The sequence below is a fragment of the Acinetobacter sp. FDAARGOS_559 genome, from assembly GCF_003940475.1.
GTDB classification, from domain to species: domain Bacteria; phylum Pseudomonadota; class Gammaproteobacteria; order Pseudomonadales; family Moraxellaceae; genus Acinetobacter; species Acinetobacter baumannii.
Window position 1 is genome coordinate 2,676,918 of sequence record NZ_RKJG01000005.1, and the last position, 25,682, is coordinate 2,702,599.

At 40.7% G+C, this 25,682-nt stretch carries 25 protein-coding genes and 1 riboswitch; of the genes, 14 read left to right on the plus strand and 11 right to left on the minus strand.

Translation table 11 applies throughout. The features are described 5' to 3' along the window. Positions 1-46: 46 nt before the first annotated feature. The 3 genes from EGS71_RS14370 to xerD all read right to left on the minus strand — a co-directional run bounded on the left by EGS71_RS14370 (position 47) and on the right by xerD (position 3,475). Positions 47-1,348: a homoserine dehydrogenase gene (locus EGS71_RS14370; protein ID WP_000805827.1), complete on the minus strand. Its 1,302-nt coding sequence runs from the start codon at positions 1,346-1,348 to the stop codon at positions 47-49. A 244-nt stretch (positions 1,349-1,592) separates the two neighbouring features. Then, positions 1,593-2,408, minus strand: coding sequence for a DsbC family protein (locus EGS71_RS14375; protein ID WP_000011157.1), 816 nt, complete (start codon positions 2,406-2,408; stop codon positions 1,593-1,595). A 146-nt stretch (positions 2,409-2,554) separates the two neighbouring features. Then, the gene (gene xerD, locus EGS71_RS14380) at positions 2,555-3,475 is read right to left on the minus strand and encodes a site-specific tyrosine recombinase XerD (protein WP_000608735.1); all 921 of its coding nucleotides are present in this window, start codon (positions 3,473-3,475) and stop codon (positions 2,555-2,557) included. Positions 3,476-3,618: 143 nt separating this feature from the next. On the opposite strand from xerD, the gene EGS71_RS14385 reads away from it, so the two are divergent. The 5 genes from EGS71_RS14385 (at position 3,619) to ftsW (ending at position 8,732) form a co-directional block, all read left to right on the plus strand. Then, a complete protein-coding gene (locus EGS71_RS14385) occupies positions 3,619-3,882 on the plus strand; it encodes a FeoA family protein (RefSeq protein WP_001991212.1) in 264 nt (87 codons plus the stop codon). Next, positions 3,879-5,732, plus strand: coding sequence for a ferrous iron transporter B (gene feoB / locus EGS71_RS14390; protein WP_001278229.1), 1,854 nt, complete (start codon positions 3,879-3,881; stop codon positions 5,730-5,732). The genes EGS71_RS14385 and feoB overlap by 4 nt, the downstream gene beginning before the upstream one ends. A 20-nt stretch (positions 5,733-5,752) precedes the next feature. Further along, the gene (locus EGS71_RS14395; protein WP_000942500.1) at positions 5,753-6,004 is read left to right on the plus strand and encodes a DUF6587 family protein; all 252 of its coding nucleotides are present in this window, start codon (positions 5,753-5,755) and stop codon (positions 6,002-6,004) included. A 160-nt stretch (positions 6,005-6,164) separates the two neighbouring features. After that, complete coding sequence (gene murD, locus EGS71_RS14400; protein ID WP_000908235.1) at positions 6,165-7,511, plus strand: UDP-N-acetylmuramoyl-L-alanine--D-glutamate ligase; 1,347 nt, start codon at positions 6,165-6,167, stop codon at positions 7,509-7,511. 24 nt (positions 7,512-7,535) lie between these two features. Beyond that, a complete protein-coding gene (gene ftsW / locus EGS71_RS14405; RefSeq protein WP_000907680.1) occupies positions 7,536-8,732 on the plus strand; it encodes a putative lipid II flippase FtsW in 1,197 nt (398 codons plus the stop codon). A gap of 49 nt (positions 8,733-8,781) precedes the next feature. Here the strand turns inward: ftsW and gluQRS are convergent, their stop codons facing one another. The 6 genes from gluQRS to EGS71_RS14435 all read right to left on the minus strand — a co-directional run bounded on the left by gluQRS (position 8,782) and on the right by EGS71_RS14435 (position 15,228). Next, positions 8,782-9,714 carry a tRNA glutamyl-Q(34) synthetase GluQRS gene (gluQRS, locus tag EGS71_RS14410; RefSeq protein WP_000216744.1) on the minus strand — a complete coding sequence of 311 codons (933 nt, stop codon included), beginning with the start codon at positions 9,712-9,714 and terminating at the stop codon, positions 8,782-8,784. Positions 9,715-9,716: 2 nt separating this feature from the next. Then, the gene (dksA, locus tag EGS71_RS14415) at positions 9,717-10,253 is read right to left on the minus strand and encodes an RNA polymerase-binding protein DksA (protein ID WP_001262524.1); all 537 of its coding nucleotides are present in this window, start codon (positions 10,251-10,253) and stop codon (positions 9,717-9,719) included. Between the two features lie 210 nt (positions 10,254-10,463). Then, a complete protein-coding gene (cpdA, locus tag EGS71_RS14420; protein ID WP_000143915.1) occupies positions 10,464-11,276 on the minus strand; it encodes a 3',5'-cyclic-AMP phosphodiesterase in 813 nt (270 codons plus the stop codon). Positions 11,277-11,280: 4 nt separating this feature from the next. Further along, positions 11,281-11,907 carry an NUDIX domain-containing protein gene (locus tag EGS71_RS14425; RefSeq protein WP_000029221.1) on the minus strand — a complete coding sequence of 209 codons (627 nt, stop codon included), beginning with the start codon at positions 11,905-11,907 and terminating at the stop codon, positions 11,281-11,283. A gap of 75 nt (positions 11,908-11,982) precedes the next feature. Continuing rightward, positions 11,983-13,890, minus strand: a complete 1,908-nt coding sequence (gene thiC / locus EGS71_RS14430; protein WP_001072853.1) for a phosphomethylpyrimidine synthase ThiC — start codon at positions 13,888-13,890, stop codon at positions 11,983-11,985. An 89-nt stretch (positions 13,891-13,979) separates the two neighbouring features. Then, positions 13,980-14,114: riboswitch (TPP riboswitch) on the minus strand. A 34-nt stretch (positions 14,115-14,148) separates the two neighbouring features. Then, positions 14,149-15,228 carry a hypothetical protein gene (locus EGS71_RS14435; RefSeq protein ID WP_000722632.1) on the minus strand — a complete coding sequence of 360 codons (1,080 nt, stop codon included), beginning with the start codon at positions 15,226-15,228 and terminating at the stop codon, positions 14,149-14,151. 110 nt (positions 15,229-15,338) lie between these two features. Between EGS71_RS14435 and EGS71_RS14440 the strand changes: the two genes are divergently transcribed. From EGS71_RS14440 to phoU, 4 genes are all read left to right on the plus strand, one after another. Next, positions 15,339-15,920, plus strand: a complete 582-nt coding sequence (locus tag EGS71_RS14440; RefSeq protein ID WP_000998523.1) for a TetR/AcrR family transcriptional regulator — start codon at positions 15,339-15,341, stop codon at positions 15,918-15,920. After that, positions 15,913-16,818 (plus strand): DMT family transporter, encoded by a 906-nt coding sequence (locus EGS71_RS14445; protein ID WP_000624461.1) that lies wholly within the window; start codon positions 15,913-15,915, stop codon positions 16,816-16,818. Before EGS71_RS14440 ends, EGS71_RS14445 begins: the two co-directional genes overlap by 8 nt. Positions 16,819-16,913: 95 nt before the next feature. Further along, a complete protein-coding gene (locus EGS71_RS14450; RefSeq protein ID WP_000959183.1) occupies positions 16,914-18,245 on the plus strand; it encodes a TolC family outer membrane protein in 1,332 nt (443 codons plus the stop codon). Between the two features lie 108 nt (positions 18,246-18,353). Further along, complete coding sequence (gene phoU, locus EGS71_RS14455) at positions 18,354-19,076, plus strand: phosphate signaling complex protein PhoU (RefSeq protein WP_000075183.1); 723 nt, start codon at positions 18,354-18,356, stop codon at positions 19,074-19,076. A gap of 315 nt (positions 19,077-19,391) precedes the next feature. Here the strand turns inward: phoU and EGS71_RS14460 are convergent, their stop codons facing one another. Then, the gene (locus EGS71_RS14460; RefSeq protein ID WP_000089996.1) at positions 19,392-19,661 is read right to left on the minus strand and encodes an oxidative damage protection protein; all 270 of its coding nucleotides are present in this window, start codon (positions 19,659-19,661) and stop codon (positions 19,392-19,394) included. Positions 19,662-19,670: 9 nt separating this feature from the next. Next, entirely contained in the window at positions 19,671-21,104 is a 1,434-nt protein-coding gene (gene argH, locus EGS71_RS14465; protein ID WP_000213740.1) for an argininosuccinate lyase, read from the minus strand. On the opposite strand from argH, the gene EGS71_RS14470 reads away from it, so the two are divergent. The 5 genes from EGS71_RS14470 (at position 21,095) to EGS71_RS14490 (ending at position 25,673) form a co-directional block, all read left to right on the plus strand. Then, positions 21,095-22,234, plus strand: coding sequence for a sensor histidine kinase (locus EGS71_RS14470; RefSeq protein WP_000269799.1), 1,140 nt, complete (start codon positions 21,095-21,097; stop codon positions 22,232-22,234). The genes argH and EGS71_RS14470 overlap by 10 nt on opposite strands. 60 nt (positions 22,235-22,294) lie before the next feature. After that, positions 22,295-23,035, plus strand: coding sequence for a LytR/AlgR family response regulator transcription factor (locus tag EGS71_RS14475; RefSeq protein ID WP_000865993.1), 741 nt, complete (start codon positions 22,295-22,297; stop codon positions 23,033-23,035). A gap of 100 nt (positions 23,036-23,135) precedes the next feature. After that, on the plus strand, positions 23,136-24,053 hold the full coding sequence (hemC, locus tag EGS71_RS14480) for a hydroxymethylbilane synthase (RefSeq protein WP_031946090.1): 918 nt from the start codon (positions 23,136-23,138) through the stop codon (positions 24,051-24,053). A gap of 4 nt (positions 24,054-24,057) precedes the next feature. Next, positions 24,058-24,825, plus strand: coding sequence for a uroporphyrinogen-III synthase (locus tag EGS71_RS14485; protein ID WP_000897425.1), 768 nt, complete (start codon positions 24,058-24,060; stop codon positions 24,823-24,825). Between the two features lie 8 nt (positions 24,826-24,833). Beyond that, entirely contained in the window at positions 24,834-25,673 is an 840-nt protein-coding gene (locus EGS71_RS14490) for a hypothetical protein (protein WP_001230196.1), read from the plus strand. The last annotated feature ends 9 nt before the right edge of the window (positions 25,674-25,682 follow it).

Consider the following 25,682-nt stretch of genomic DNA (forward strand, 5'->3'; position numbering starts at 1 on the left):
CCAATTATGAGGTGAAGCGGGAGAGGGAATCTTTCCCTCAACCTGATTAACTATCGAGCGATTCTAAACGAATTCTTACGATTTCGCCACGAATTGCAGGTAATGCTTGAATTTGCGCAAGAGCGTCATCCATTTTGGATTCAACGATTGGATCGGTCAAAATCACAATTGGAATGAGGTCTTTTAAGCGAGATTGTTGCATGATGGCATCAATACTGATTCCGGCACGGCTTAAGATGGTCGTCACATCTGCAAGTACACCAGTCTGATCTTCAGCATTTAAGCGGATGTAATAACCTGTGGTCATTTCTTCACGGCTTAAAATTGGCATATTTGTTAATGCTTCAAAAGCCAGTTGAGGAATTGTGCCTGCGCCATCTTCTGTATAAGAAATATCACGAACGATATCAATTACATCGGCAACAACCGCAGAAGCTGTTGGGCCAGCACCAGCACCAGCACCGTAATAAAGTGTTGGACCTACTGCATTGGCTTGAACTAAAACAGCATTTTTAACGCCGTTTACGTTCGCAATAAGCTGCTCATCTGGAATAAGTGTCGGGTGAACACGTAGCTCAATACCCTTTTCAGCACGGCGGGCAATGCCTAGATGTTTAATACGGAAACCAAGCTCCTCAGCATACTTCACATCTTGTGCAGTAATTTTGCTGATACCTTCGGTATAGACTTTATCGAATTGCAAAGGAATACCAAACGCACAAGAAGCTAAAATTGTAAGCTTGTGTGCAGCGTCAATACCTTCAACGTCAAAAGTTGGGTCAGCTTCTGCATAACCGAGTTCTTGAGCTTCTTTTAATACATCATCAAATGCGCGGCCTTTTTCACGCATTTCAGTCAAAATAAAGTTACCTGTGCCATTAATAATGCCTGCAAGCCATTCGATATGGTTTGCCGCAAGGCCTTCACGGATTACTTTAATAATCGGGATGCCACCAGCAACAGCTGCTTCATAAGCAATTTGTACAGCATTATCTTCTGCTGCTTTAAATAGTTCATTACCATGTTCAGCGAGTAATGCTTTGTTTGCAGTCACGACTTGCTTGCCGTGCTTGATCGCTTCCATAATGATTTCGTAAGCAGGATGAATACCACCCATAACTTCTACAACCACATCCACATCGGGTTGACGAACGATATCAAGTAAGTCTGCGCTTTGTTTAATCCCTTCCAATTCGAGATCTGGACGAGGACGACGTGTTCCAACGTGGGTAATTTGAATTTCTCGACCGGTGCGACGTTTAATTTCAGCGGCATTTTCTTGTAGTAGTTTAAGGGCTCCTCCACCTACGGTACCTAGACCGAGTATTGCCAGGCGAACTGGTTTCACGTCACACTCCATATCATCATTGAATCATTTAATTGAAGCTAGATCATAGCTAAAAAAAACGCCAGACTCTAGCGCTTTTAGCGCCTGTTCAGTGATTTAGAGTGCAATGTTTGGAAAAGAAGAGTAGATCACTCTTTAAACACTGGTATGAGAAGAAGTATTTATTGAAAAAACAAAGCGCTGCAATAAGATCAGCGCTTTATTTGTAAGATGGACGATGAATTGTTCATCAACTTGGAGAGGGTTATTTATCCAATCGTTTAATCAATTCATCTGGGGTTAAGTAGCCACCCAAGTACTCACCATCAACATTATAAATAGCTGGTGTACCATTTACGCCCATGTTTAGACCAAGTTGGTATTGTTCGCGAACCGGATTTTTACATTGAGCAGGTGGAATACTAATGCCCTGTACAGCTTGGTCAAATGCAGCTTTACGGTCTGCACTACACCAAACCGCTTCCATAGTTGGCATAAATTGTTCGCCGCGTGGCCATGCAATGTAACGAACTTCAATACCTTTCTCATTAATCTCAGCTAAATGCTCATGTAATTTATGGCAGTAAGGACAGCTTGCATCGGTAAACACATAAATCACATGTTTAGCTTTACCGCCTTTAGCTGGATAAACAATTAAGTCTTCATTTTTTAAAGCAGCAAGATGCTTTTTGTTTTCTGAGGCTTGAAGGCTATCGCCGATATTATGAAGTTCTTTACCGCCTAAACGGATGACATCGCCTTGAATCAGGTATTTACCATCACTTGTTGTATAAACCGACGTCATTCCTTCAAGGTTAACCCAATATAAATTAGGAACTTCGGTAGGCTTAATATCTAAAATCTTGACGTTGATATTTGCATTCTTAAATTGTTTTTGCAAAGTTTCAATTAAACGCTGTTTAGCATTGCGTTCAATAATGGTTGAAGCTTCCCCTGTAGCAGGTGCGGTCGCTGTGAGCGCATCTTCTTTTTGTGGTTTGTTTTCTTTAGAACAAGCACTGAAAAACAGGCTAGAAGCCAAAGCACAGGCAAGAAAAATTTGAGATCGGGTAAAGGACATAGATAACCCTTATTTCATCAGTATTTATAGTCAGAAGCTGCTAAGCATAACAAAAAATCTAGTGTCTATTGTTAAAACTTTCTTAACCTTTGTGAACGAAATCAAGTGATTGTTTGGTGTATTTCAAAATATTCTTTTAAAAAAATTTAACCCCTAGGGTGATGTTTTTCATGCAATTGTTGCATTCTGACTTGTGCTACATGCGTATAGATTTGCGTGGTTGATAAATCACTATGACCCAGTAACATTTGTACTACGCGTAAGTCCGCCCCGTGATTAAGTAGATGCGTGGCAAAAGCATGACGTAAGGTATGAGGTGAAAGTTCAGCCTGAATATTGGCCTGTAGCGCATAACGTTTAATGGCATACCAAAAGTTCTGACGGCTCATAATTCCACCGTGCTGGGTTAAAAATAAATAGTCAGTTGAACTTTTATAAAGTTGTGGACGTGCCTCGTTTAAATAGCGTTCCACCCAATCGCAGGCATATTGGCCTAAAGGCACTAAACGTTCTTTGTTACCTTTACCCGTAATACGCAGGTAACCTTGTTTTAAATTAATAAGTTCGAGGCGTAAATTCAGTAATTCAGAGACACGTAAACCACAAGCGTAAAGGACTTCAAACATTGCTCGGTCACGTAAGCCCAACGCCGTTGTAATGTCTGGCGCCTGAATGAGCGCTTCTACATCTTCTTCAGACAAGTCTTTAGGTAAAGCTCGGCCAATTTTTGGTGAATGGTGAGTAGCTACAGGATTATCACTTCGTAATTTCTGTTCACGTAGAAATTTATAAAACTGACGTAGGGCAGATAAGCAACGAGCAATTGAGCGTGGGCTTTTCCCTACTTTGGTAAGTTCAATGAGGACGTCAGAAATGTCATCGCTCGTCCAATCTGGCAATCTATTTTTTTTATGAAGTTCACTACATTGAATCAGGTCGGATAAATAGGCATTGCGCGTATGCGGACTGACTGTCTGTGCAACCAGATAGTCGCGAAAACCTTGTAAAAAGCTTAAATGTTCAGGAATTTGAACAGGGCTAGGAATACGCGGTTTTTTATTTATCATAAACAACTTCCTCTAAACCACTGTACTGTAAAAGAAACTTTAAGGTTTGTCGATTAAACTCCATAAGAATTGAAATCTAACCTTATTTGGTAATTATTCTCATTTATATGTATACTAGTAAAAAAGGTTTAGGATCGGATGCGGTGCGTTTATCAGCGTTGAAAGTGAAGCAAGCGGCGACCATCACCAAAGTGAATCGGATAGAAGTAGAGTCCGAGCAGCAAGATTTGGTCGCAATTCGTTTGGAAAGTCTGGGTTTTGTACCAGGCACGCGAGTGGAAGTGATTACCAAGGGTGTTTTTGGTGGTGATCCGATCTTAATCCAAATTGGCTTTACTCGTTTCGCTTTACGTAAAGCAGAAGCGGAAAAAATCGAAATTCAGGTAGAAGAAGGAGTACCCGCATGAGTGATGCGTTACGTATTGCCCTTGTGGGAAACCCTAACTGTGGTAAAACCTCTCTTTTTAACCATTTAACTGGAACCCGACAAAAAGTCGCCAACTATGCCGGTGTAACGGTCGAGCGTAAAGTTGGTCATTTTCAGTTACCTTCAGGCCGTTCAGTTCGAGTGCTCGATTTGCCGGGTACATACAGTCTTAATGCGACCAGTCCAGATGAAGCAATTACTCGTGATGTCTGTTTAGGAAAAATAGCGGAAGAGGGGCAACAAGATGCTTTTTTATGTGTGGTTGATGCCACTAACTTAAAATTGCATTTAGGCCTTGTACTCGAAATGATCGAGTTGGGTCGCCCAATTTTACTTGTACTGAATATGATGGATGAAGCACGTCGTCGTGGCATCCAGATTAATACTCAAAAGTTATCTCAACGTTTGGGCGTACCAGTCGTTGAAACAGTAGCTGTCCGTAATGCGGGTATTGAAAATTTATTACATGCCCTTGATCAAGAAAAATACAGTGTGCCACAAACTGAACTGAGTGGCTTAACTGGGACTCATCATCAAAAAATCGATATGATTTTTAAAGATGTTGTTCATTATGTTAATCAGGAAGACAAGCGTACTGATTTTCTCGATCGAATTTTCTTACATCCAGTCTTAGGTCTGCTTAGTCTTGCCATCATGATGTTTATTGTGTTCCAAGCAGTTTTTGCATGGGCAGCGCCTTTTATGGATGGTATTGAAGGCTTCTTCGGCTGGCTGGGTGAAGTAGTAGGTTCTGTGATTACACAGCCACTACTGCATAGTCTGGTGGTTGACGGCATTATCGCGGGTGCAGGTGGCGTAGTTGTTTTCTTGCCACAAATTCTAATTTTGTTCTTCTTCATTTTAGTACTAGAAGAATCGGGCTATTTACCGCGTGCAGCATTTTTACTTGATAAATTAATGTTTCAAGCTGGTTTAAGTGGACGTGCTTTCATTCCGTTACTTTCAAGCTTTGCTTGTGCAGTACCGGGAATTATGGCAACGCGTAGTATTAGTGACCCTCGTGACCGTTTTACAACGATTATGGTTGCGCCACTAATGACTTGTTCGGCACGTTTACCCGTATATGCCTTGCTGATTGCTGCATTTATTCCAGAGAAAATGGTCTGGGGTATTTTCAACCTACAAGGACTGGTACTTTTCGGTCTGTATATGGCTGGGATTGTGAGTGCACTGTGTGTTTCATTCTTAATGAAATTTTTCCAAAAAGATAAGTCTCAACACGCTTTACTGCTAGAGCTGCCGAGTTATCGTTTCCCTGATTTAAAAAGTGTGGGAATCGGTTTGTTAGATCGTGCGAAGATCTTCTTGAAGCGTGTCGGCGGCATTATTTTTGCGCTTTCTATTTTGCTCTGGTTCTTGTGTACTTTTCCACAGCCACCAGAAGGGGCAACATTGCCTGCTATAGATTACAGCTTCGCAGGTATGCTTGGACATCTTATCCAGCCTTTATTCGCTCCAGTTGGTTTTAACTGGCAAATCTGTATTGCCTTAATCCCGGCTATGGCAGCTCGTGAAGTTGTGGTCGCTGCATTAGGTACCGTATATGCCTTGTCGGCAACCGATGAAGATGCGGTAGCACAAGGTTTGTCTCATTTAATTAGTGCAGATGGTACAGGTTGGTCATTGGCAACAGGTTTATCGCTTTTAGTGTGGTTCATTTATGCGCCGCATTGTTTGGCAACATTGGCAACAGTACGTCGTGAAACAGGTTCATGGAAACATGTTGCAGCTATGACTGCATATCTGTTTGGTTTAGCTTATTTTGCATCGTTTGTTACCTATCAAATTGCTTCCCACTATTGGGGTTAAAGCAATAAAGGAGGTTGTATATGCTTCAATATCTGATTATTGCGGTTTTGGTGATTTGGAGTGCTGTTGTTGTTTTTAAGAAAGTATTTCCAAAAACAGCAAACTCGGCCTTTTCAGCACTATCCGTTTTTTGTGAAAAGCAGGGTTGGGCAACTTTAGCAAAATGGCTGAAACCAAAAATGACTTTTGGTTGTGCAGGTGGCTGTGACTGCTCAAGTGAAGATAAACCAACTAATACAGTTCAAGAAATTAAACCAGTTAAATGGCAATAAATTCAGCCATTCCTGTTTCGTATAAAAAGCCATCATATTGATGGCTTTTTTACGCACTGACACAAAAAAAGATGAATAAAGTTCAAACTGAAAAAGCATTCAAAACAGCAAAGTGCTAACATTTTTGCCATTCTGTCGATTGATAAATTGTGGGGCAAAAATGTTAATACAACGTGGTGGATTAAAAGTTGTCGCAGGCTTGGGAATATCAGGCGTTTCTGCTGTAAATTTCCTGCATGAACAAGGCTACCAAGTTGCTGTAACGGATTCCCGCCCCACACCTCCCGGACACGATCAGATTCCGGCTGGCGTTAAAACCAGTTTTGGTAAACTTGATCAAGAATTATTATTACAAGCAGAAGAGATTATTTTAAGCCCAGGCCTTGCACCGCAATTACCGGAAATTCAGGCAGCTATTGCTAAGGGTATTTCTGTGGTGGGCGATATCCAGTTATTGCGCCGTGCCACTGATGTGCCGATTGTAGCGATTACAGGTTCCAATGCAAAAAGTACTGTAACGACTTTAATTGGCTTAATGGCTAAGGATGCAGGTAAGAAAGTTGCAGTAGGCGGCAACCTTGGTCGACCAGCGTTAGATTTACTTAAAGATCAACCAGAGTTGCTGGTGCTTGAGTTATCAAGCTTTCAATTAGAAACCACCTCTCACTTAAACGCTGAGGTAGCCGTGGTTCTCAATATGAGTGAAGACCATTTAGACCGTCATGGAAATATGCTGGGGTATCATCAAGCAAAACATCGTATTTTCCAAGGCGCTAAAAAAGTTGTATTTAACCGAGACGATGCTTTAAGCCGCCCACTTGTTCCAGATACGACACCATTGCAAAGCTTTGGTTTAAACGCACCGGATTTAAATCAATATGGCGTTTTAAGAGATGCCGACGGTACGCTTTGGCTTGCTCGTGGTTTACAGCGTTTAATTAAAAGCTCAGATTTATATATTCAAGGTATGCACAACGTAGCCAATGCTTTAGCGTGTTTAGCATTGGGGGAGGCAATTGGTTTACCTTTGGAGTCAATGCTTGAAACTTTAAAACAATTTAAAGGATTAGAGCACCGCTGTGAGTACGTTAAAACCGTGCATGATGTCCGTTATTATAATGACTCTAAAGGTACCAATGTTGGTGCTACACTTGCAGCAATTGATGGCTTAGGTGCTGCCATTGAAGTGAAAAAAGGTAAGGTTGCACTTATTTTAGGTGGACAGGGCAAAGGACAAGATTTTTCTCCTTTACGTTCTTCTATCGAAAAATATGCCAAAGTTGTGGTATTGATTGGTGAAGATGCGCCTGTCATCGAACAGGCCATTCAAGGCGCAACTAAAATTTTACATGCAGCAACGCTTAAAGAAGCTGTTGAGCTGTGTCAACGTGAAACACAAGCTGAAGATGTGGTATTGCTATCACCCGCATGTGCAAGTTTTGATATGTTTAAAAGTTATAATGACCGTGGTCAGCAGTTTGTTGCCTGCGTCAATTCGTTGGTTTAAAGAAAATATGATTAGGAATGTAGTATGGCAGGCTTAGCTCAGACCACAATCCAGAAAATCAATCATTGGTATGAACGGATATTGCCGAAATGGCCAGCGGAAGTGACGCCACGTAATGTCTTGATTTTCTGTGTGGTTGCATTGTTATGTATCGGTTCGGTGATGGTCGCATCTGCTTCCATGCCTTATGCTGAATATATGCATGAAAACCCATTTCACTATGTGATTCGTCATGGGATCTCAATCGTTGCTGCTGGCGTGGTGGCTTATTTAACCTATCGAATATCACTCAATACATGGTTTAAAAATACGTTTCCATTGTGGTTATTAACCATGGTTCTGTTACTTGCGGCTTTGGCTGTAGGTTCGGAAGTCAATGGTTCTACACGTTGGATTAAAATTGGTGGTTTTACCTTGCAGCCAACAGAGGTTGCCAAGGTTATGATGGCCATCTTTACCGCAGATTACGTAGTACGCCGTGCTAAAGAAGTCCGTACCCACTGGAAAGGCTTACTTCGTTTAAGTGGCGTTATGGCAATTACGGTAGGTTTAATTATTGCCGAGCCTGACTTGGGTGCGACGGTGGTTATTGTCATGATGATGGTCGGGGTGTTCTTTTTAGCGGGTGCGCCTCCAACACAATTCTTAATCATGCTTGGTGCAATTGTCACGGGTATTGTGTTTTTAATTTTATTTGAACCTTACCGTTTCCAACGTTTGATTTCGTTTACTGACCCTTGGGCGGACCCATTAGGGGTAGGTTATCAGTTATCAAATGCGTTAATGGCTTTTGGTCGTGGTGAGTGGTTTGGTACAGGCTTGGGGCATAGTGTTCAAAAGCTTTCCTATTTACCAGAAGCGCATACTGACTTTATGTTGGCTGTGTTAGGTGAAGAATTTGGTTTCTTTGGTATTTCGATTGTCATTGGCTTATCTTTCTTGATGCTGGCATGTTGTATCAAAATCGGCCACCGTGCCTTGAAACATCATTATCTTCGCGCAGGCTATTTGGCTTACGGTATTAGTATTATTTTCTTACTCCAGATTTTGGTAAATGCGGGTATGAACATGGGCTTAATGCCAACCAAAGGTTTAACTCTGCCATTTATTAGTTATGGTGGTACGTCTTTAATGATGTGTGCAGCTATGATTAGCTTGATCTTAAAGATTGATGCTTCAACTCAAGAAGTGAACCCTGAGAGGGAAGAATCAAACTTCTAAACCATGAAGCGTTATAAAAAGCCCGATATCAAATCGGGCTTTTTATTATTTATAGATATGTTCCGCAAAGTTGTTGCCCATGAGGAATCAAATCTACATTCCACTGGGTTACCGCCTGCTTGAGCATCACTTCGGGACGATCTAAATCAACCTGTGGTTGACCTAAGGCTTGTATGGCTTGTTGTAGTAACTCAGGAGCTTTAGTTAAATCAAGTGCATGGGCAAGGTTTTGCTTTGAAAGTTTTTGCCCTTGGTCGTTCATGGCGAGCGGAAGATGCATGTAACTCAGCTTAGGGTAGCCGAGGAGCTGACCAAGCCAGATTTGACGCTCAGTGTTATCTAAGAGGTCTGCGCCTCGCACAACGTGAGTAATGCCTTGTAGGTAATCATCTACGACGACAGCAAGCTGGTAGTTAATAATTCCATCACGGCGTTTGAGGACAAAATCACCAAGGTCATGCTCTAGATTAGAACAATGAAGCCCTTGTAGGCGGTCATTGAAACAGATTGGCTGATCTTGAACTTTTACCCGAATGGCTTGATGTTGGAAGTCGAGCTGCAAATCTCGGCATGTGCCTGCATAGATAGCGTTTGAACCGAGCATTTTACGGGTACATTGACAGGCGTAAACCAGACCCTCTTTTTTAAGTTGGTCTAATACACTTTCGTAAATATCTAGGCGATCTTTTTGAAAAATGATCTCGGCATCCGGATCGAACTGAAAAGCTTCAATTGATGCGAGTATATGGTCTTCACTACCGGGGTAGATGCGGGGAATATCGGTGTCTTCAACACGAACTAACCATCGACCTTGATGGGCTCTGGCATCGCAGTAACTGGCAACAGCAGTAATGAGTGATCCGAAATGTAAAGGGCCGGTTGGCGAGGGCGCAAACCGACCTGAGTAGCGAATCAGTGGAACATCGTTTCGCTGATTCACAAGAGCCGAACTAAGCTCGGCTGGAGAATTCTTAACCGTCACAATTAACCGTTATTTTGCTTCTCTTTAATTTCTGCCAAAGTTTTGCAGTCAATACATAACGTTGCAGTTGGACGTGCTTCTAAACGACGTAAGCCGATTTCGATACCACAAGTTTCACAGAAACCGTAGTCTTCGTTTTTAATCGCTTCAAGAGATTGTTCGATTTTACGAATTAATTTACGTTCACGGTCACGTGTACGTAATTCAATTGCAAATTCTTCTTCTTGGGTAGCACGGTCATTTACGTCTGGCAATGCAGTTGATTCATCTTGCATCGTATTTAAAGTACGATCAACTTCAGACATTAATTCAGCTTTCCATGCTTGCAGAATTTGTCGGAAATGCTCGAGCTGTCCTTCCGACATGTACTCTTCATTTTTCTTAGGTTGATAAGGTGCAATACCAAATAAACTTGCAGTTGAGCCTACGTCAGAAGTTTTAGGTTTCACTTTACGTGCACGTTTTGCAGAAGCTTTATCACCTTCTACTACAACTTCTGTATGTTCATCCAAAACTTGGTTGTGGTTGTCATTCGCCATAATAGGGCATTCCTCATCATACACGTATTATCTATACGCAAAAAATATGGTGATATGCAAGTGTTTTTATAGAAAACCATCGATGGATTTTTCCATCGGGTCGTCATCATATAGATTTTTCCTGCAAGATGATAGTCATTCTGTCCCGTAAATATTTTCAAAACGTGTTTACCCTAGTCATAATTCTTTTGGGTTATATAAACTTTAGAGCTAATAACCTGAAATATCAGTATTTATACGGGTTTTGAAATTTTCAAGGCGAAACACTTTTGTTTCAAAACTACCATCGTTGTTCAGACGAATGTAACGATAACCCGGTGCATTTTGGTCGAGTGCAAAATCATTACTAAACGGCTTAAACTGTACACTTGTGGAAGGCGTAGAAAAAAACTCGATACCTTGCCAGATATTAAGGGAATCTTGATGAACATGTCCGCAGACTAGGGCCTTCACATTTTGAAATGGACTTAAGGTATCTAAAAGTGCATTTGAGTTTTGAAGCTTATGGTGGTCAATCCATTTTGATTTCATGGCAAATGGATGGTGATGACAAGCCAGCAAAACAGGATGATCTGCAAATTGTTCAAGTAAATTCGCTAAATTTTCTAATTGTTCCGAAGACAGATGACCATCTACTTTTCCCTTTACCGCGCTATTTAGCATAATCACACGCCAGTTTCCTAAACCGACAACTACAGGTTGTTGATGGTTTTCGTTATGTAGAGGAAAGTGGTCGACATTGTCATGATTGCCGAGGGTCTGGAAAAAAGGCAGGCCCAAGGTTTGCATAAAATTGATATAACGTTTGTAGGTAATAGGTGTTGGCGCTTGTGCGAGGTCACCGGTATGAATAATCGCATCAGCTTCGGGATGTTGTTTTAGTATCTGTTGAATAATGGCGTGGAAACTTTCTTCAGGATTCATCCCCACAAATTCTAGCTGTGGATACTCCAATAAATGTGTATCGGTAATTTGTATGATGACATGATTTTTTTGTGAAAGTGTTGAGACTTGAAAAGTCACCGTCCTACCTCTTCGGATTTATTATCGTTTTGCTGTGTTGAGCCAGCCATTGTAATGCCATAATAACAGGGGCATTTCTTAAACGTCCGCTGTCGAGTAGTGTTTGAATTTCACTATAACTAAACAAATGCAGCTGAATATTTTCACCCTCATTATCTACCCCAAAAACACCGCCTACAGCAGGTAAATTGGTTTCGGCAACATACAGATGAAATAACTCTGAACAGGCGCCAGCTGATGGGTAAAAACTAAATAGATGCTCTAAATCCTGAACTTCGCAACCTGATTCTTCAAGGCTCTCGCGTCGAATGCAACTTTCTGGTGATTCATTGCCATCTAATACACCTGCGATAATTTCGAGTTGCCATGGCGAATGGGAGTCATCTAAAGCACCAACACGAAACTGTTCAATCAGGGCAAACTGTTGTTTTTGATCATTGTAGAGTAGAACGCCAGCCGCTTCAGGCCGATGCACAAGTTCGCGCTGCAATACAGGAGTATATTCAGATTGATTAAATAGACGATGTCGAAGGCTGACTTTTTCAACTTGAATAAAACCACTGAACAGAGGTTCACGTGATGTTACTTCGACATCTTTAGATGTATAACTTGGACGCTCGACAATACTCATGATTCGATCAGGACGAAATCTATTTATTTCATCCTAACCGAGAATCATGGCTAGGCAAGTGTTTTTTTTGAATATTTACACTTTATGATACAGTTTTTGTCCTTGCTCTTGATAAACCTCTTTCATCGCTTTGAGGCCTTCTTCAACCTCTTTCATCGCTTTGAGGCCTTCTTCAACCTCTGAATCGCTATTGGTGAGATTGTTGGCATAGTCACGTACATTCTGGGTGATTTTCATCGAACAGAATTTTGGACCACACATTGAGCAAAAGTGAGCAGATTTATGCGCTTCTTTTGGTAAAGTCTCGTCATGCATGCTGCGTGCTGTATCGGGGTCTAGGCTTAGGTTGAACTGGTCATCCCAACGGAATTCGAAACGTGCTTTAGACAAGGCATTATCACGAACCTGTGCACCCGGATGACCTTTGGCAAGATCGGCTGCGTGTGCTGCAATCTTGTAGGTAATAATTCCGTCTTTCACATCTTTCTTGTTTGGCAAACCTAAATGTTCTTTAGGTGTCACATAGCAAAGCATTGCTGTGCCATACCACCCAATCATGGCTGCACCAATAGCAGAAGTAATGTGGTCATAACCCGGAGCGATATCTGTGGTTAAAGGTCCAAGCGTATAGAATGGAGCTTCTTTACACACTTCTAACTGCAAGTCCATGTTCTCTTTAATCATGTGCATTGGTACATGACCCGGACCTTCGATCATGACCTGAACATCATGTTCCCATGCACGGTGAGTCAGCTCACCCAGTGTTTTAAGTTCACTGAACTGCGCTTCGTCATTTGCATCTTGAATACAACCCGGACGTAAGCCATCGCCTAAGCTAAATGACACGTCATAGGCTTTCATGATTTCACAGATTTCATCGAAGTGTGTGTATAAGAAGTTCTCTTCATGATGAGCGAGACACCACTGCGCCATGATTGAACCACCACGAGACACAATACCTGTTAAGCGGTTTGCTGTAAGTGGCACATAGCGAAGCAATACACCTGCGTGAATCGTGAAGTAGTCAACGCCTTGTTCAGCTTGTTCAATCAGCGTGTCTTTAAAGATTTCCCAAGTCAGGTTCTCAGCAACACCATCAACTTTTTCAAGTGCTTGATAAATTGGTACGGTACCGATTGGAACTGGTGAGTTACGAATAATCCATTCACGTGTTTCATGAATGTTCTTACCTGTAGACAAGTCCATAATGGTGTCAGCGCCCCAACGGGTTGCCCATGTCATTTTCGCAACTTCTTCATCAATTGAAGAACCAAGCGCCGAGTTACCAATATTGGCATTAATCTTAACCAAGAAGTTACGGCCAATAATCATTGGTTCAAGTTCTGGGTGGTTAATGTTGGCAGGAATAATAGCGCGGCCTTCGGCAACTTCTTGGCGAACAAACTCAGGTGTAATTTCTTTTAAGTTTTTCGCACCAAAGTTTTGACCTGGGTGCTGGCGCATATCTACAGCTTCACGTTGACGCTGATTTTCACGAATTGCAATATATTCCATTTCAGGCGTGATAATACCTTGCTTGGCATAGTGCATTTGAGTGACATTTTTGCCTGCTTTAGCGCGGCGTGGGTTTTGAATATGTGCAAAGCGAATATCAGCAGTACGAATATCTTTTAAACGCTCTTGTCCAAACTTTGAAGTTAGGCCAGAAAGAACGTCAGTATCGTTACGCTCTTCAATCCATTTTTGACGAACTGAAGGTAAACCTTTGTTTAAATCAATTTGAACATTCGGGTCAGTATAAACACCTGAAGTGTCATATATCATAATAGGTGGGTTGTGCTCACCACCAAGGCCAGTTGGGGTATCGGTTAAAGAAATTTCTCGCATTGGAACCTGAATATCAGGGCGAGAGCCTTCAATATAAACTTTTTTAGAAGCGGGTAAGATGCGGGTTAAGTCTTTTGCATCTTGTTCATGTTGTGCTGAAATTTCAGCAGAAGAGAGATTCGTTAATTGGTTCATCACATGATCCTTATGAATAACATCAACGAATCAAGCACGACCAAAAACGATGGCGGATTTATCTTGAACTAGATAAATTGAGGGCTTAGGTTTTCAGATGGCTTGATTCCTACGCAGGTCTTAACCTGATCAGGTTCAACGGTACTTGTGATCAAACTGGTGTTGCGATAACACGAAATTTACACAATCTCAGCGAGCTATTACTCGCGCTCCGTCAAGCGATTTAAAGACTAACATGTTTTAGGTTGGCTGGCATTGTCAATTTGTATCTATACAAACCGCATCTATATGGCAGTCACGATAGACTTCCGTGTTCCATGGCGAATCAAATTTTAATAACTGTTCAAGTTGTTCATGCACAATCTGATAGGTAGATTTCTTTTGCCCATTTTCATCAGTTAAATCTATTTTAAATTGCTTATTGCGCTCATCGACAGGGGTGGCAATAAATTTAAGAAATTGTTGGGCAGGTTTCGCTAAACTTGATTGGCTCTGAGTTGATAAAAAGCGGATTTGCTGAAGTGCATCAGGGTCAAACCATGTGTTCGGGGCATATTCATTTGACACAGGTGTGTTATCTAGACCAAAGAAAATGAAGTATCGATATTCATTAAAGAGTAATTTGGCATCATTAATAAAATAACTCTTTGGATATTTTTGAATAAACTTTTCCCAAAATAAAGCACGTTCAGTGAGCTCTTTCCATGAAACAGCCAAAGCACCATCGTTATAGAAAATGTCTTGATTGTCTTTCGCCATACGAGATAAAAATTCTTTCTGGTCAGCAGGTAAAGCCTTAGAAAAAACATCAACTAAGTAGTTTGGCTGGCGACGATAAGTAAACATACCTTCACCTTGATAGAGCAGCTCAATATAGGCTTGGCCTTCATGTTGAAGTAAATATTGATCACGCGGGCTCAGTTGGGCGAAGAGCTTTTTCTGACTTTGAATCACCTTTTTAAGGTCTTGTTTCTGTTCTAAAACAGCATAGCCAAATGCTTCAAAAGCTCTAGCTGTTTTATCAGTGTAGTCTTGTTTTAGAAAACGCTGATACATGGCTGTTGAAGCTTCAATTAGCTTAAGCTGTTCCTCATTTTTTAACGAAGGAACACAGGTTTTAAGCTTTTCATTAATTTGATTTAAGTCTTCTATTTTACTGTTCTGATTAATCGTGTGCATGGCTACCATAATTTGTAAGCAGCTACTGTCTCGCTGTTCGGTGGCCTTTTGCGCAGTTGATTTTTGCTCTTTAGATACAGTTTGATCTTGCTGTGAGGTTTTATTGCAGCCAGCTAAAAGTAGTGCACTGCACATACTCATCATTAGAATTTTTTTCATCTTTATATTTTTATCGAAATTGATATTGCTCAAATTATAACGCTTAAAAAGATTGCATCACTGTTAGAAATCTTTATTATTAGGTAGGTCGGTCTACTTAGGTAAAAGCTATGAATGATAAAACAGCAAGACAGAAAATTCTCGATGCAGCGGCAACACTGTTTTATAACGATGGCATTACCGCAACAGGAATTAATACGGTTACGGCTAAAGCAGATGTAGCCAAAATGTCGCTTTACAATAATTTTTCTTCAAAAGGTGAACTTGTTGATGCCTATATTGCTGCACGACATCAAGAGTGGTTAGACCTTTATCAAAAGCGTTTAGAAAAAACAAAAACAGCTAAAGAAGCTATTTTGGCCGTATTTGATGCCTATCAAGATCATGCCGAGTTTGCTTATGAAAAGGGTTTTCGAGGATGTGGGCTATTAAATGCTGCCGCAGAGTTCCCAGCGAACAGTTCAGGACGAAATGCTGTAAGACAACATAAAGAACAAGTTGAGGCGATTGTTGCCGAGCATTTAAATCGCTTATTAAAAGATTCACAGCGTGTTAGCTATATCGCCGCACAACTTTCTTTTTTATTAGAAGGGTCGATGGCAAGAGCTGGTTTAGAGGGTAGTAGCCGTCAACTTCAATTAGCGAGACAAATGGCAGAAGATATTTTAGATCGAGAATGCCAACATGATTAGCCTTATTAAAAATAGTAGTTATGGTGGCACTATTGCAATTTTAGTAGCCTCTTTCTTATGGGGAACCACGGGGACAGCCGCAGCATTTGCCCCAACACTCGGACCACTTGCAATTGGCGCGGTTGCTATGGGGGGAGGTGGGCTTTTACAGGCATTGATTGCATCTCAGGCCATTCGGGAACACCGACAATTTATTGGGCGAAATATTTCTATTATTCTTTTAGGTGTTATGGCAGTTGGGATATATCCCCTAGCTTTTTATTCTTCCATGCATTATGCCGGAATTACGATTGGTACGGTGGTTTCAATTGGTTCGGCTCCACTCATTGCAGCAGTTTTAGAGCGATTCTTTGACCGTAAAGTTTTATCTAAAACATGGTTCCTAAGTTTTGTGTTGGGCGTTGTAGGGGTAAGTTTGTTATCTATGGGCGAAAGCCACGCAGCACAAGAGAGTACAAATGAATGGAATAAAATTTTTGGTATTTTTCTTGGGCTGGTAGCGGGTGCAACCTATTCACTTTATTCATGGGCTGCAAAAAGATTAATAGACCGAGGTATTGCAGCTAAAGCTGCAATGGGCATGATTATGGGAGGTGGGGCAGTCATCTTGCTTCCAACTTTATTAATTACAGGTGGTGGGTTACTGCAAAGTTCAACAAATTTACTTGTTGCTGGCTATATGATGCTTATCCCTATGTTTTTAGGTTATTTACTTTTTGGTTTCGGGTTAAAAACTGTAAATGCGAGTAAAGCCACCACTTTAACTTTATTTGAACCTCTTGTTGCAGCAATTTTTGCCATTGTTTTGGTTGGCGAGAGTGTCTCATGGATTGGGTGGGTAGGCATGTTTTTGATTTTCATTTGTATTTTGATGTTATCAAAGCCTGAAAATACATAAAAAATGAAAACTTTTACTGGCTTGAGTTTAAATTAAATTTTTCTTAGTCTTAAAGCCAAGTTTTATCGTTGATTTAAACAATGAAAATAAAATTAATGCTTGTTGCGGGTTTATGGAGTTTTACATCGTCGAGTTTTGCTCTAGATTTAGTTGAAACTTATGAGCGCGCAAAACTAAATGATCCGACGTGGCAAGCGAATCAACAACAGTTTGAAGCAGATCAGCTTAATTTAGGCTTAGCAACAGGCGCTTTATTACCAACAGTTACATTGTCTGGAAATATTACCCGTAATCGACAAACGGTAAAGCGTTCAAATTTTCCCGGTGTTGATCAGGAAGGACTTTCCGATGCTTTGGTAAGTAATACATCGACTACCAAACAGGCTACTTTATCTGCCCGTCAGCCTCTTTTTCGTATGGATGCATGGGAAGGTTATAAACAGGTTAAAACTTCTGTTGCTCTTAGTGAAGTTACTTTAAGACTGCAAAAACAAGATCATGTTTTAAATGTAGCTGAAGCCTATTTTAATGTACTGCGTCAGCAGGCACTTACCGCTGCATATTTACAAGAAGAAAAAGCCTTGCTTGAACAGCTCAATATGATGAACGCCAAGCTTAAAGAAGGGTTGGTAGCACGTAGTGATGTGAGTGAAGCAAATGCCCAATATCAAAATGCCCGAGCCAACCGTATTGCTACCAATGTGCAGCTTCTATTGGCTCAAGAGCAACTATCTGAATATATTGGTCCTTATCAAGATAGGCTTGCTGTATTGAGAAGTGATTTTATCTTTCAAAAACCTTATCCGGCACAGCTCGATGAGTGGTTAGGATTAGCCCAACAGCAAAATTTAAAGATTCAACAAGCACGTTTACAAAAGCGATATGCTGAAGATCAACGTCGTGTGGAAAAAGCTGCACTTTATCCACAGATAGATGCAGTGGCGAGTTATGGTTATACCAAACAAACGCCAGAAACGCTGATTTCGACTGATGGGAAGTTTGATCAGGTCGGGGTAGAAATGAACTGGAACTTATTTAATGGAGGCCGGACCCGAACTTCTATTAAAAAAGCCAGTGTGGAGTTAAATAAAGCGCAAGCGCAACTTGATGCGGCCATTCGCCGTGCCAATGTCGATGTGAAAAGTGCTTTTATGCAGGTAGATACCGACCGAGCAAAGCTTGAAGCAAGAAAGGCGGCAATGGACTCTTCAGCACTTGTTTCTCAAGCTTCAAAAGCAAGTTATAACGAAGGCTTAAAAAGTATGGTCGATGTTTTATTGGCGCAGCGTAATGCTTTTTCAGCAAAACAGGATTATCTTAATGCTCAGTATGACTATTTATTAAATGTATTACGTTTAAAAGCGGCTGTAGGTCAGCTAGGAGAAAAAGATCTAGTTGAATTAAATAGCTGGTTAACGTATCAGTAATAAAAAAATGCTTTTATCTGAAATTTAATTTTGTCATAAAAATTTAATGATTGATGTGTTTTAATGCTCAATCATTTTATCCCTGCGCCATCATGTTGGAGGCTTCCCTTGAGTCCGAGTAATCCGGTGTTAAGCCATCATATTTCTTCTCAATTTAATGAAGATTTGCAAGATGTGAACACAAAGTTTATGACCATGGGTGGCTTGGTCGAACAACAGGTTGCCAATGCAATTCATTCTTTGCTTGATACAGATGCGAACTTAGCAATTGATGTTCAATTTAAAGATAATGCGGTCAATCAATACGAACGTGATATTGATGAAGGGCTGACGCTGATTTTGGCACGTCGTCATCCGGCAGCAATTGACTTGCGTATGGTAATTGCCATGAGTAAAGCCAATACTGACCTAGAGCGTATTGGGGATGAAGCTGCAAAAATTGCCCGTATTGCGCAAAATCTATGTGAAGAGGGCGGTTCTCCTCGTGGCTACATGGAAACACGTCATATTGGTAACCAAGTACGGGTCATGATTCATGACGCACTTGATGCTTTTGCACGTTTAGATGCAGATCAGGCATTACGTGTACTTTTAGCCGATGCTGACATTGACCGTGAATATCAGTCGGCAACGCGTACTTTAATGACTTATATGATTGAAGACCCGCGTCATATTGCTCGTGTGATTAATGTCATGTGGGTTTTACGTTCTTTAGAGCGTATTGGTGACCATGCTCGTAATATTGCTGAACAAGTCATTTACATGGCAAAAGGCTTTGATGCACGCCATACCAAAATTGAAGAAATTGAAGCAAAAGTACACGAAAAGTAATATGTGAGCTGAAATATTTAAGGGCCTTGTTTTAGACAAGGCTTTTTCATTTTTTTTAAAATAATAGATAAAAAAATGTCCTGAACTTTGGGGGGAAGTTCAGGACAGAAAATCAAGTGCATTAAGAGAAAACACGACAGGGATCGTGTCTTACTTGCTATGAATTGATATTAAAGTTTCAGCTATTTCATGTCATGTAGAGTCCTGTGCGCTCTATGTAAGGCTTTATATGTTTGTGTAAGTTTCACGTAAAAAAAGGCAGGACTATGTATATAAACCTGCCTTTTTTAAAATGATGGGCTTGGAATAAACCTGTTATTCTGGTTTCCAGCCTTCCGCTTTTTCAACGCTCTCATCATTATTGAAGAACTTCTCACGTTGCTCTTCGAGGAATTTTTTCGCTTCTGGTTCAAACACGTTTAAACGCTTTTCATTAATTAGCGTAGTTTGGTGCTGTAACCATTCTTGCCATGCTTGCTTAGAAACATTTTCAAAAAATTCCTGACCTTTAGCACCCGGAAATGGAGCAAAGTCCAATCCTTCCATTTCCTTTTGGTATTTACGGCAAAATACTTGTCGACTCATTTTGTATCCTTAAGCGTATAACTGTTCTAGACGTTTATGGGCACGTGCAATCGCAGCTTCAACCTGTTTTGGTGAAGTTCCGCCAATATGATCACGTGCATTTACCGAAGCTTCTAGTGTCAAAGCTTTATCAAATACATCTGCTGTAATTAGGTCAGAGAATTGTTGTAATTGCTCAAGTGTTAACTCAGATAAATCTTTTTCTTCAGCAACACCTAATGCAACAGCTTTACCTACAATTTCATGCGCATCACGGAACGCAACGCCTTTTTTCACTAGATAGTCAGCAAGGTCAGTTGCTGTAGAGAATCCGCGAAGAGCAGCTTCACGCATGATTTCAACATTTGGAACCAATGCAGGGATCATGTCAGCAAACGCCATGAGTGAACCACGGACGGTATCAATGGCATCAAATAAAGGTTCTTTATCTTCTTGGTTGTCTTTGTTGTACGCCAGTGGTTGACCTTTCATAAGCGTAAGTAAGCTAATTAAGTCACCAAATACGCGGCCAGATTTACCACGGATGAGTTCTGGAACATCAGGGTTTTTCTTCTGCGGCATGATTGAAGAACCAGTACAGAAGCGATCAGGAATATTTACGAATTTAAACTGTGCAGAAGTCCAAAGAATAAGTTCTTCAGACATACGCGATAAATGCATCATGATTAAAGATGCTGCTGCATTAAATTCGATAGCAAAATCACGGTCAGATACAGCATCAAGAGAGTTTTCAGATACAGCTTCGAAGCCTAGTAACTCTGCTGTATAAGCACGATCAATCGGGTAAGTTGTACCAGCGAGAGCCGCAGAGCCAAGTGGCATACGGTTAACACGCTTACGGCAGTCTTGAAGACGTTCAGTATCACGAACTAACATTTCAAACCATGCCAACAAGTGATGGCCGAAAGTTACCGGTTGAGCTGTTTGTAAGTGTGTAAAGCCAGGCATAATAGTATTTACATTTTTGGCAGCCAAGCCCAACAAACCTTTTTGTAAACGCTCTAATAAGCCTAAAATGTCGTCAATTTCGTCGCGGAGATAAAGACGGATATCAGTTGCAACTTGGTCGTTACGGCTACGGCCAGTGTGAAGTTTTTTACCTGTAATACCGATACGTTGAGTCAAACGTGATTCAATGTTCATGTGAACATCTTCAAGATCGATACGCCATTCAAAAGTTCCAGCTTCAATTTCTGCACGAATGGTGCTTAAACCTTCAATAATGTCGTCTCGTTCTGCTTCTGTCAGTACGCCAACTTTCGCAAGCATGGTAGCATGCGCAATAGAACCAGCGATGTCTTGCTTATAAAAACGCTGGTCAAATTGAACAGAGGCGGTAAATTCGGCTACAAAAGCATCCGTCGCTTCAGAAAAACGACCACCCCACATACCTGAGGTTTGGTTTGGGGCTGCTGAATTAGGGGGATTTGAAGATGTGGTCATGGTGGCTCAGTAAAATAAAAAAGAGTATATCACTTGCCGAAGCTCAACAAACAAAGTTGTTTTCTACAGCATATCGAAATCAAAATTCCTCCTATTTTTTTACGAAAATTGATCGTTGGCAACATTTATTAGAATTAATTATCGCAAGTAATGTTTTAGCTCTGGTTTTAGCTTTGGCTGAAGCACAGTCTTGGCATGCGTTAAATGGCTCACGTCTTTTACAATACATCGTTTTTATTAACTGGGTGATTTTGTCTTTTTTTGCCTTGGTTGAACATTTTCAGGATTTTTTTAGTCAGCTACAGCAAAAATATGCTTTGGTAATTGGCTTTGTTATGCTGCAAGCGATAGTTGTGGTAACCACCATAATAAGCAATTTTTTTCAGTTCGGAGTTTTGAAAAAAACATCTGTTATAGCGCAGGACTGGAGCATTTATTTTACCAATGTCCCTTTATATTTAAGTTATGGAATATTATTAGGGGCCTTTTGTCTGCGTTATTTATATGTTCGAGAACAATGGTTACACCAACAATATGCAGAATTAAATGCCCGTATTCAGGCAATGCAGGCTCGCATTCATCCTCATTTTTTATTTAATAGTTTAAATAATGTGGTGAGTTTAATAACGATAGATCCAGATAAAGCAGAAAGTATGTTAATTAGCCTGTCACGACTGTTTAGGGCGAGTTTTCAAGAATTAAAATTAGTGAGCTTGCATGAAGAAATTGAGCTTAGTAAACAATATTTAATGATTGAGCAAATACGTTTGGGCGAGCGTTTAAAAGTCGAATGGAAAGTGGAAATTGAACCTTTGCAATTAAAGCAGGTCACTATTCCTTTATTGACATTACAACCTTTATTAGAGAATAGTATTTTTCATGGGGTAGAGCCAATGATGGGTAAAGCAACCATTGGGGTATTGGTTGAAATATTGCAAAATCAGGTCAGTATAGTCATTACCAACCCTTATACACACGATACAATAAATTCACGGAAAGGGCATGGAATCGCTCTTGAAAATGTTAAACAGCGCTTAAAAGCGTATTATGGGAATTCAGTGAGATTCCAGGTATATAAGGGTGAGGCTTTATATACCACTATTATGAGCTATCAATACCAATCAAAATAATAAGTCAGTCAGAGTTAACCATAAAAAAATGGACCAAGTTAACGGTGACAAGGAGGATGAATGAAGGTGCTAATTTGTGATGACGAACCACTTGCAGTGGAACGATTGTCACGTTTAGTTTCAAAGATGGGACATGAGGTTGTCGCAACAGCTCATCATGGCCAAGATGCCTTGGAACAGGCACGGCTTCATCACCCAGATGTGATTTTACTTGATATCCAGATGCCGGGTATGAATGGTCTCGTCTGTGCGGAGCAATTAAGCCAACTTAATCCTCGACCTGCCATAGTGTTTTGCACAGCTTATGATCAGCATGCATTGGAGGCATTTAAGTCACAAGCACAAGCTTATCTTCTTAAGCCCATTGATCCTCAAGAGCTGGAGCAGACATTTAAGCAATTAACCCAGCTAACGCAAGCGCAGCTCAGCGCTTTGCCTAAACCTGAGCTTTTACAGGATTTAAAAACACAACGTCATCAAATTGCTGCTAAAACCTATCGTGGGGTTGAGCTAATTCCTGTTGAAAATATCTATTACTTTTTAGCAGATCAGAAATATGTCACGGTACGTCATAAAAATGGCAGCGTATTGATTGACGAAACACTTAAAGAACTTGAAACTGAGTTCGCAGATCAGTTCATCCGTATTCACCGTAATGCATTGGTCTCGATTGCTTATTTAGATGGTTTAGAGCTAGTAAGTTCGGGCCAATATCAGGTTCGCTTACGTGGCTTAGATGAAAGACTTTCCGTAAGCCGCCGTCATTTATCTACCCTTAGAGAACGGATACACCAACTTTAACCTGTATTCATCTTATTTTTGCTTGTGAGATTTTACTTGCAATTTTAAGGGATCAAGTTAAGTTTAGGGTGTATTGTTTGACCAGCCCATGCTTGAATTTATGAAAACCTTGAAAATTGCTACACGACAAAGCCCACTTGCTCTTTGGCAGGCAGAACATATTCGTGCCCGTTTACAGGAGCTTCACCCAGATTTAACGGTGGAGTTGGTTAAGTTTGTCACACAGGGCGATAAAATTTTAGATACACCTTTAGCAAAAATTGGTGGCAAAGGGTTGTTCGTTAAAGAATTGGAAGCAGCACTTTTAGATGGTCGTGCGGACCTTGCTGTACATTCAATGAAAGATGTTCCGATGGCATTACCAGAAGGTTTAACTTTGGCCGTAATTTGCGAACGTGAAGATCCGTTAGATGCTTTTGTTTCGAATCAATTTGAAAAATTTGCTGATTTGCCGCAAGGAGCAAAAGTTGGCACCTCAAGTTTACGTCGTAAATCACAAATTTTAAAACAACGTCCAGATCTACAAATTATTGATTTACGTGGTAATGTCGGTACCCGCTTAGCGAAGCTAGACGATGGTCAATATGATGCCATTATTTTGGCGAGTGCTGGTTTAAAACGTTTAGGATTGGCAGAACGCATTCGCCACTGTATCGAGCCAAGTGTAAGTTTGCCTGCGGTTGGTCAGGGCGCTCTTGGTTTGGAATGCCGTGCAGATGACCAAGAAGTGTTGGCTTTAATTCAGCCACTTCTACACCCAGAGACAGATGTATGTGTACGTGCTGAGCGAGCATTCAATGCTTATCTTGAAGGTGGTTGTCAGGTGCCGATTGCAGGTTATGCAACATTACAAGATGGAAAAATTCATATTGAAGGCCGTGTAGGTAGTGTTGATGGGCAAACATTATTACGGGCTGAGCTTACAGATGAAGCGGATAATGCTCAGCAATTAGGTGAAAATCTTGCTCGGAACTTACTTGATCAAGGCGCTGGTGATTTATTAAAGGCCCTCTACTAACGCTATGTTGTTTATTAATACCCGACCTGACTCGCGTGCGGCTGAATTAACTCATGCTTTGCGGAAGAAGGGGTTTCAGGTCGAGTCTTTACCTCTTTTAGAACTGGTTGCTCAACCTTTTTCAGAATCACTCTCTCAACTCTATCAGCAGTTAACTGGTGCACAAGCGATTGTAGTGGTTAGTCCTACTGCTGTTGATGTGGGGATGCAGTATTTAACACAAAGTGGTTTAAAAATAGATGAGCTAAAACATATTCAATGGATTGCGGTTGGGCAAGCGACGGCTAATCGTCTTCACGACTATGGGATTGAAGCGCATGTTCCTGAGGTTGAAACTTCCGAGGGAATGCTTAACTTGCCTCTTCTTCATCGTATGCAAAAATCAGGTAGTGTGGCTTTTTGGAGAGGTGAAGGCGGCCGTCAATTTATGATGGAAACTTTGCAACAGCAAGGAATTCAGATTTTAAATTTTGTTCTATATCGCCGGCAGTGTCCGCAAGCTTCATATTCGACATTCAAACATCTGACACAGAATTCAAATTATAATTTAGATAAATGGCTCGTCTTAATTACTAGTGAGGCGAGCTGGAAATACTGGTTAGAGCTTTGTTTAAAAAATAAGGCACAACCTGATTGCGTATATTTAGTTTTAGGACCACGCCTTTTTCAACTTGTTAAAGACTATCGCGATCAGCAACAAGCTCATTTTCACATTATTCAACTTGAAAATTTATCGCCTTCGGGGATGATTCATCACATTCAGGCATTATAAGGATTCGTATGAGAAAACTTGTTTCTATCATCATTTTGCTGGGCATTGCTTGGGTGGCTAAGCTCAGCTACGATATGTGGCAAATTTCTCGTACCGTTCCTGAACTTCAGCAAAGCTTGCTGCAATCTGAACAGCAATATGCCAATTTGAATGATCAATTGGTTGCTTTGCAAAGACAAATTCAAAATCAACCGAGTCATAATTCTAAAACAACGCCTTTAGCAACGACTGAAGTTGTTCAAACCGGAATTGCACCGACCATATTAATTAAACAAAAATTAGAGTTAATCCAGTTTGCAATTGACCAACAGCAATTTATTTATGCTGTAGATCATCTAACCCAACTACAGCAAACCCTACCACAATATGGAATTGCTCCTGCATTACAACACAGCTTAAATCAGGCTCTTGAGCAAGATAAGCAGGCTATTCAACAGTTTGTGCTTGCTCAAAATCAGCGACATCAACTCATTGACGATTTACTCCAGAATATTGATAAAAATATTCAGCAAGCCTTAAAACAGCCTAAATTTGAGATGGACCAATCCGAGGCTGTGTCATGGTGGAAAAAATGGTTCCGTATTGAGAAAGTAGAAACGCCGTCTATTAATTTAATGAACCGAAGTGTAGTGCTTAAAGAAGTGCAATTAAGGCTGTTAATTGCTGAGCAAGCTTTAAACCAAGGAAAAATGGCTGAATATCAAAATGAGTTGCAGACAGTAATGCAAAAACTAAATGAATTACCCGATGCAACTAGCCAACAACTCAAAAACCGTATTGCTAAAGTGGCACATTTATCTGTAGTGCCTGTTCCTAAATTATCGACACTTGGTCTAATCGGCTCATAAGGAGGACAT

What these genes read in the sequence shown, in the direction of transcription:
- EGS71_RS14375 (WP_000011157.1), bottom strand. Translation starts at nt 2,408, where the DNA reads ATGTCCTTTACCCGATCTCAAATTTTTCTTGCCTGTGCTTTGGCTTCT.
- xerD (WP_000608735.1), bottom strand. Translation starts at nt 3,475, where the DNA reads ATGATAAATAAAAAACCGCGTATTCCTAGCCCTGTTCAAATTCCTGAA.
- feoB (WP_001278229.1), top strand. Translation starts at nt 3,879, where the DNA reads ATGAGTGATGCGTTACGTATTGCCCTTGTGGGAAACCCTAACTGTGGT.
- EGS71_RS14395 (WP_000942500.1), top strand. Translation starts at nt 5,753, where the DNA reads ATGCTTCAATATCTGATTATTGCGGTTTTGGTGATTTGGAGTGCTGTT.
- murD (WP_000908235.1), top strand. Translation starts at nt 6,165, where the DNA reads ATGTTAATACAACGTGGTGGATTAAAAGTTGTCGCAGGCTTGGGAATA.
- ftsW (WP_000907680.1), top strand. Translation starts at nt 7,536, where the DNA reads ATGGCAGGCTTAGCTCAGACCACAATCCAGAAAATCAATCATTGGTAT.
- dksA (WP_001262524.1), bottom strand. Translation starts at nt 10,253, where the DNA reads ATGGCGAATGACAACCACAACCAAGTTTTGGATGAACATACAGAAGTT.
- EGS71_RS14425 (WP_000029221.1), bottom strand. Translation starts at nt 11,907, where the DNA reads ATGAGTATTGTCGAGCGTCCAAGTTATACATCTAAAGATGTCGAAGTA.
- thiC (WP_001072853.1), bottom strand. Translation starts at nt 13,890, where the DNA reads ATGAACCAATTAACGAATCTCTCTTCTGCTGAAATTTCAGCACAACAT.
- EGS71_RS14435 (WP_000722632.1), bottom strand. Translation starts at nt 15,228, where the DNA reads ATGAAAAAAATTCTAATGATGAGTATGTGCAGTGCACTACTTTTAGCT.
- EGS71_RS14440 (WP_000998523.1), top strand. Translation starts at nt 15,339, where the DNA reads ATGAATGATAAAACAGCAAGACAGAAAATTCTCGATGCAGCGGCAACA.
- EGS71_RS14445 (WP_000624461.1), top strand. Translation starts at nt 15,913, where the DNA reads ATGATTAGCCTTATTAAAAATAGTAGTTATGGTGGCACTATTGCAATT.
- EGS71_RS14450 (WP_000959183.1), top strand. Translation starts at nt 16,914, where the DNA reads ATGCTTGTTGCGGGTTTATGGAGTTTTACATCGTCGAGTTTTGCTCTA.
- EGS71_RS14460 (WP_000089996.1), bottom strand. Translation starts at nt 19,661, where the DNA reads ATGAGTCGACAAGTATTTTGCCGTAAATACCAAAAGGAAATGGAAGGA.
- EGS71_RS14470 (WP_000269799.1), top strand. Translation starts at nt 21,095, where the DNA reads ATGTGGTCATGGTGGCTCAGTAAAATAAAAAAGAGTATATCACTTGCC.
- argH (WP_000213740.1), bottom strand. Translation starts at nt 21,104, where the DNA reads ATGACCACATCTTCAAATCCCCCTAATTCAGCAGCCCCAAACCAAACC.
- EGS71_RS14475 (WP_000865993.1), top strand. Translation starts at nt 22,295, where the DNA reads ATGAAGGTGCTAATTTGTGATGACGAACCACTTGCAGTGGAACGATTG.
- hemC (WP_031946090.1), top strand. Translation starts at nt 23,136, where the DNA reads ATGAAAACCTTGAAAATTGCTACACGACAAAGCCCACTTGCTCTTTGG.
- EGS71_RS14485 (WP_000897425.1), top strand. Translation starts at nt 24,058, where the DNA reads ATGTTGTTTATTAATACCCGACCTGACTCGCGTGCGGCTGAATTAACT.
- EGS71_RS14490 (WP_001230196.1), top strand. Translation starts at nt 24,834, where the DNA reads ATGAGAAAACTTGTTTCTATCATCATTTTGCTGGGCATTGCTTGGGTG.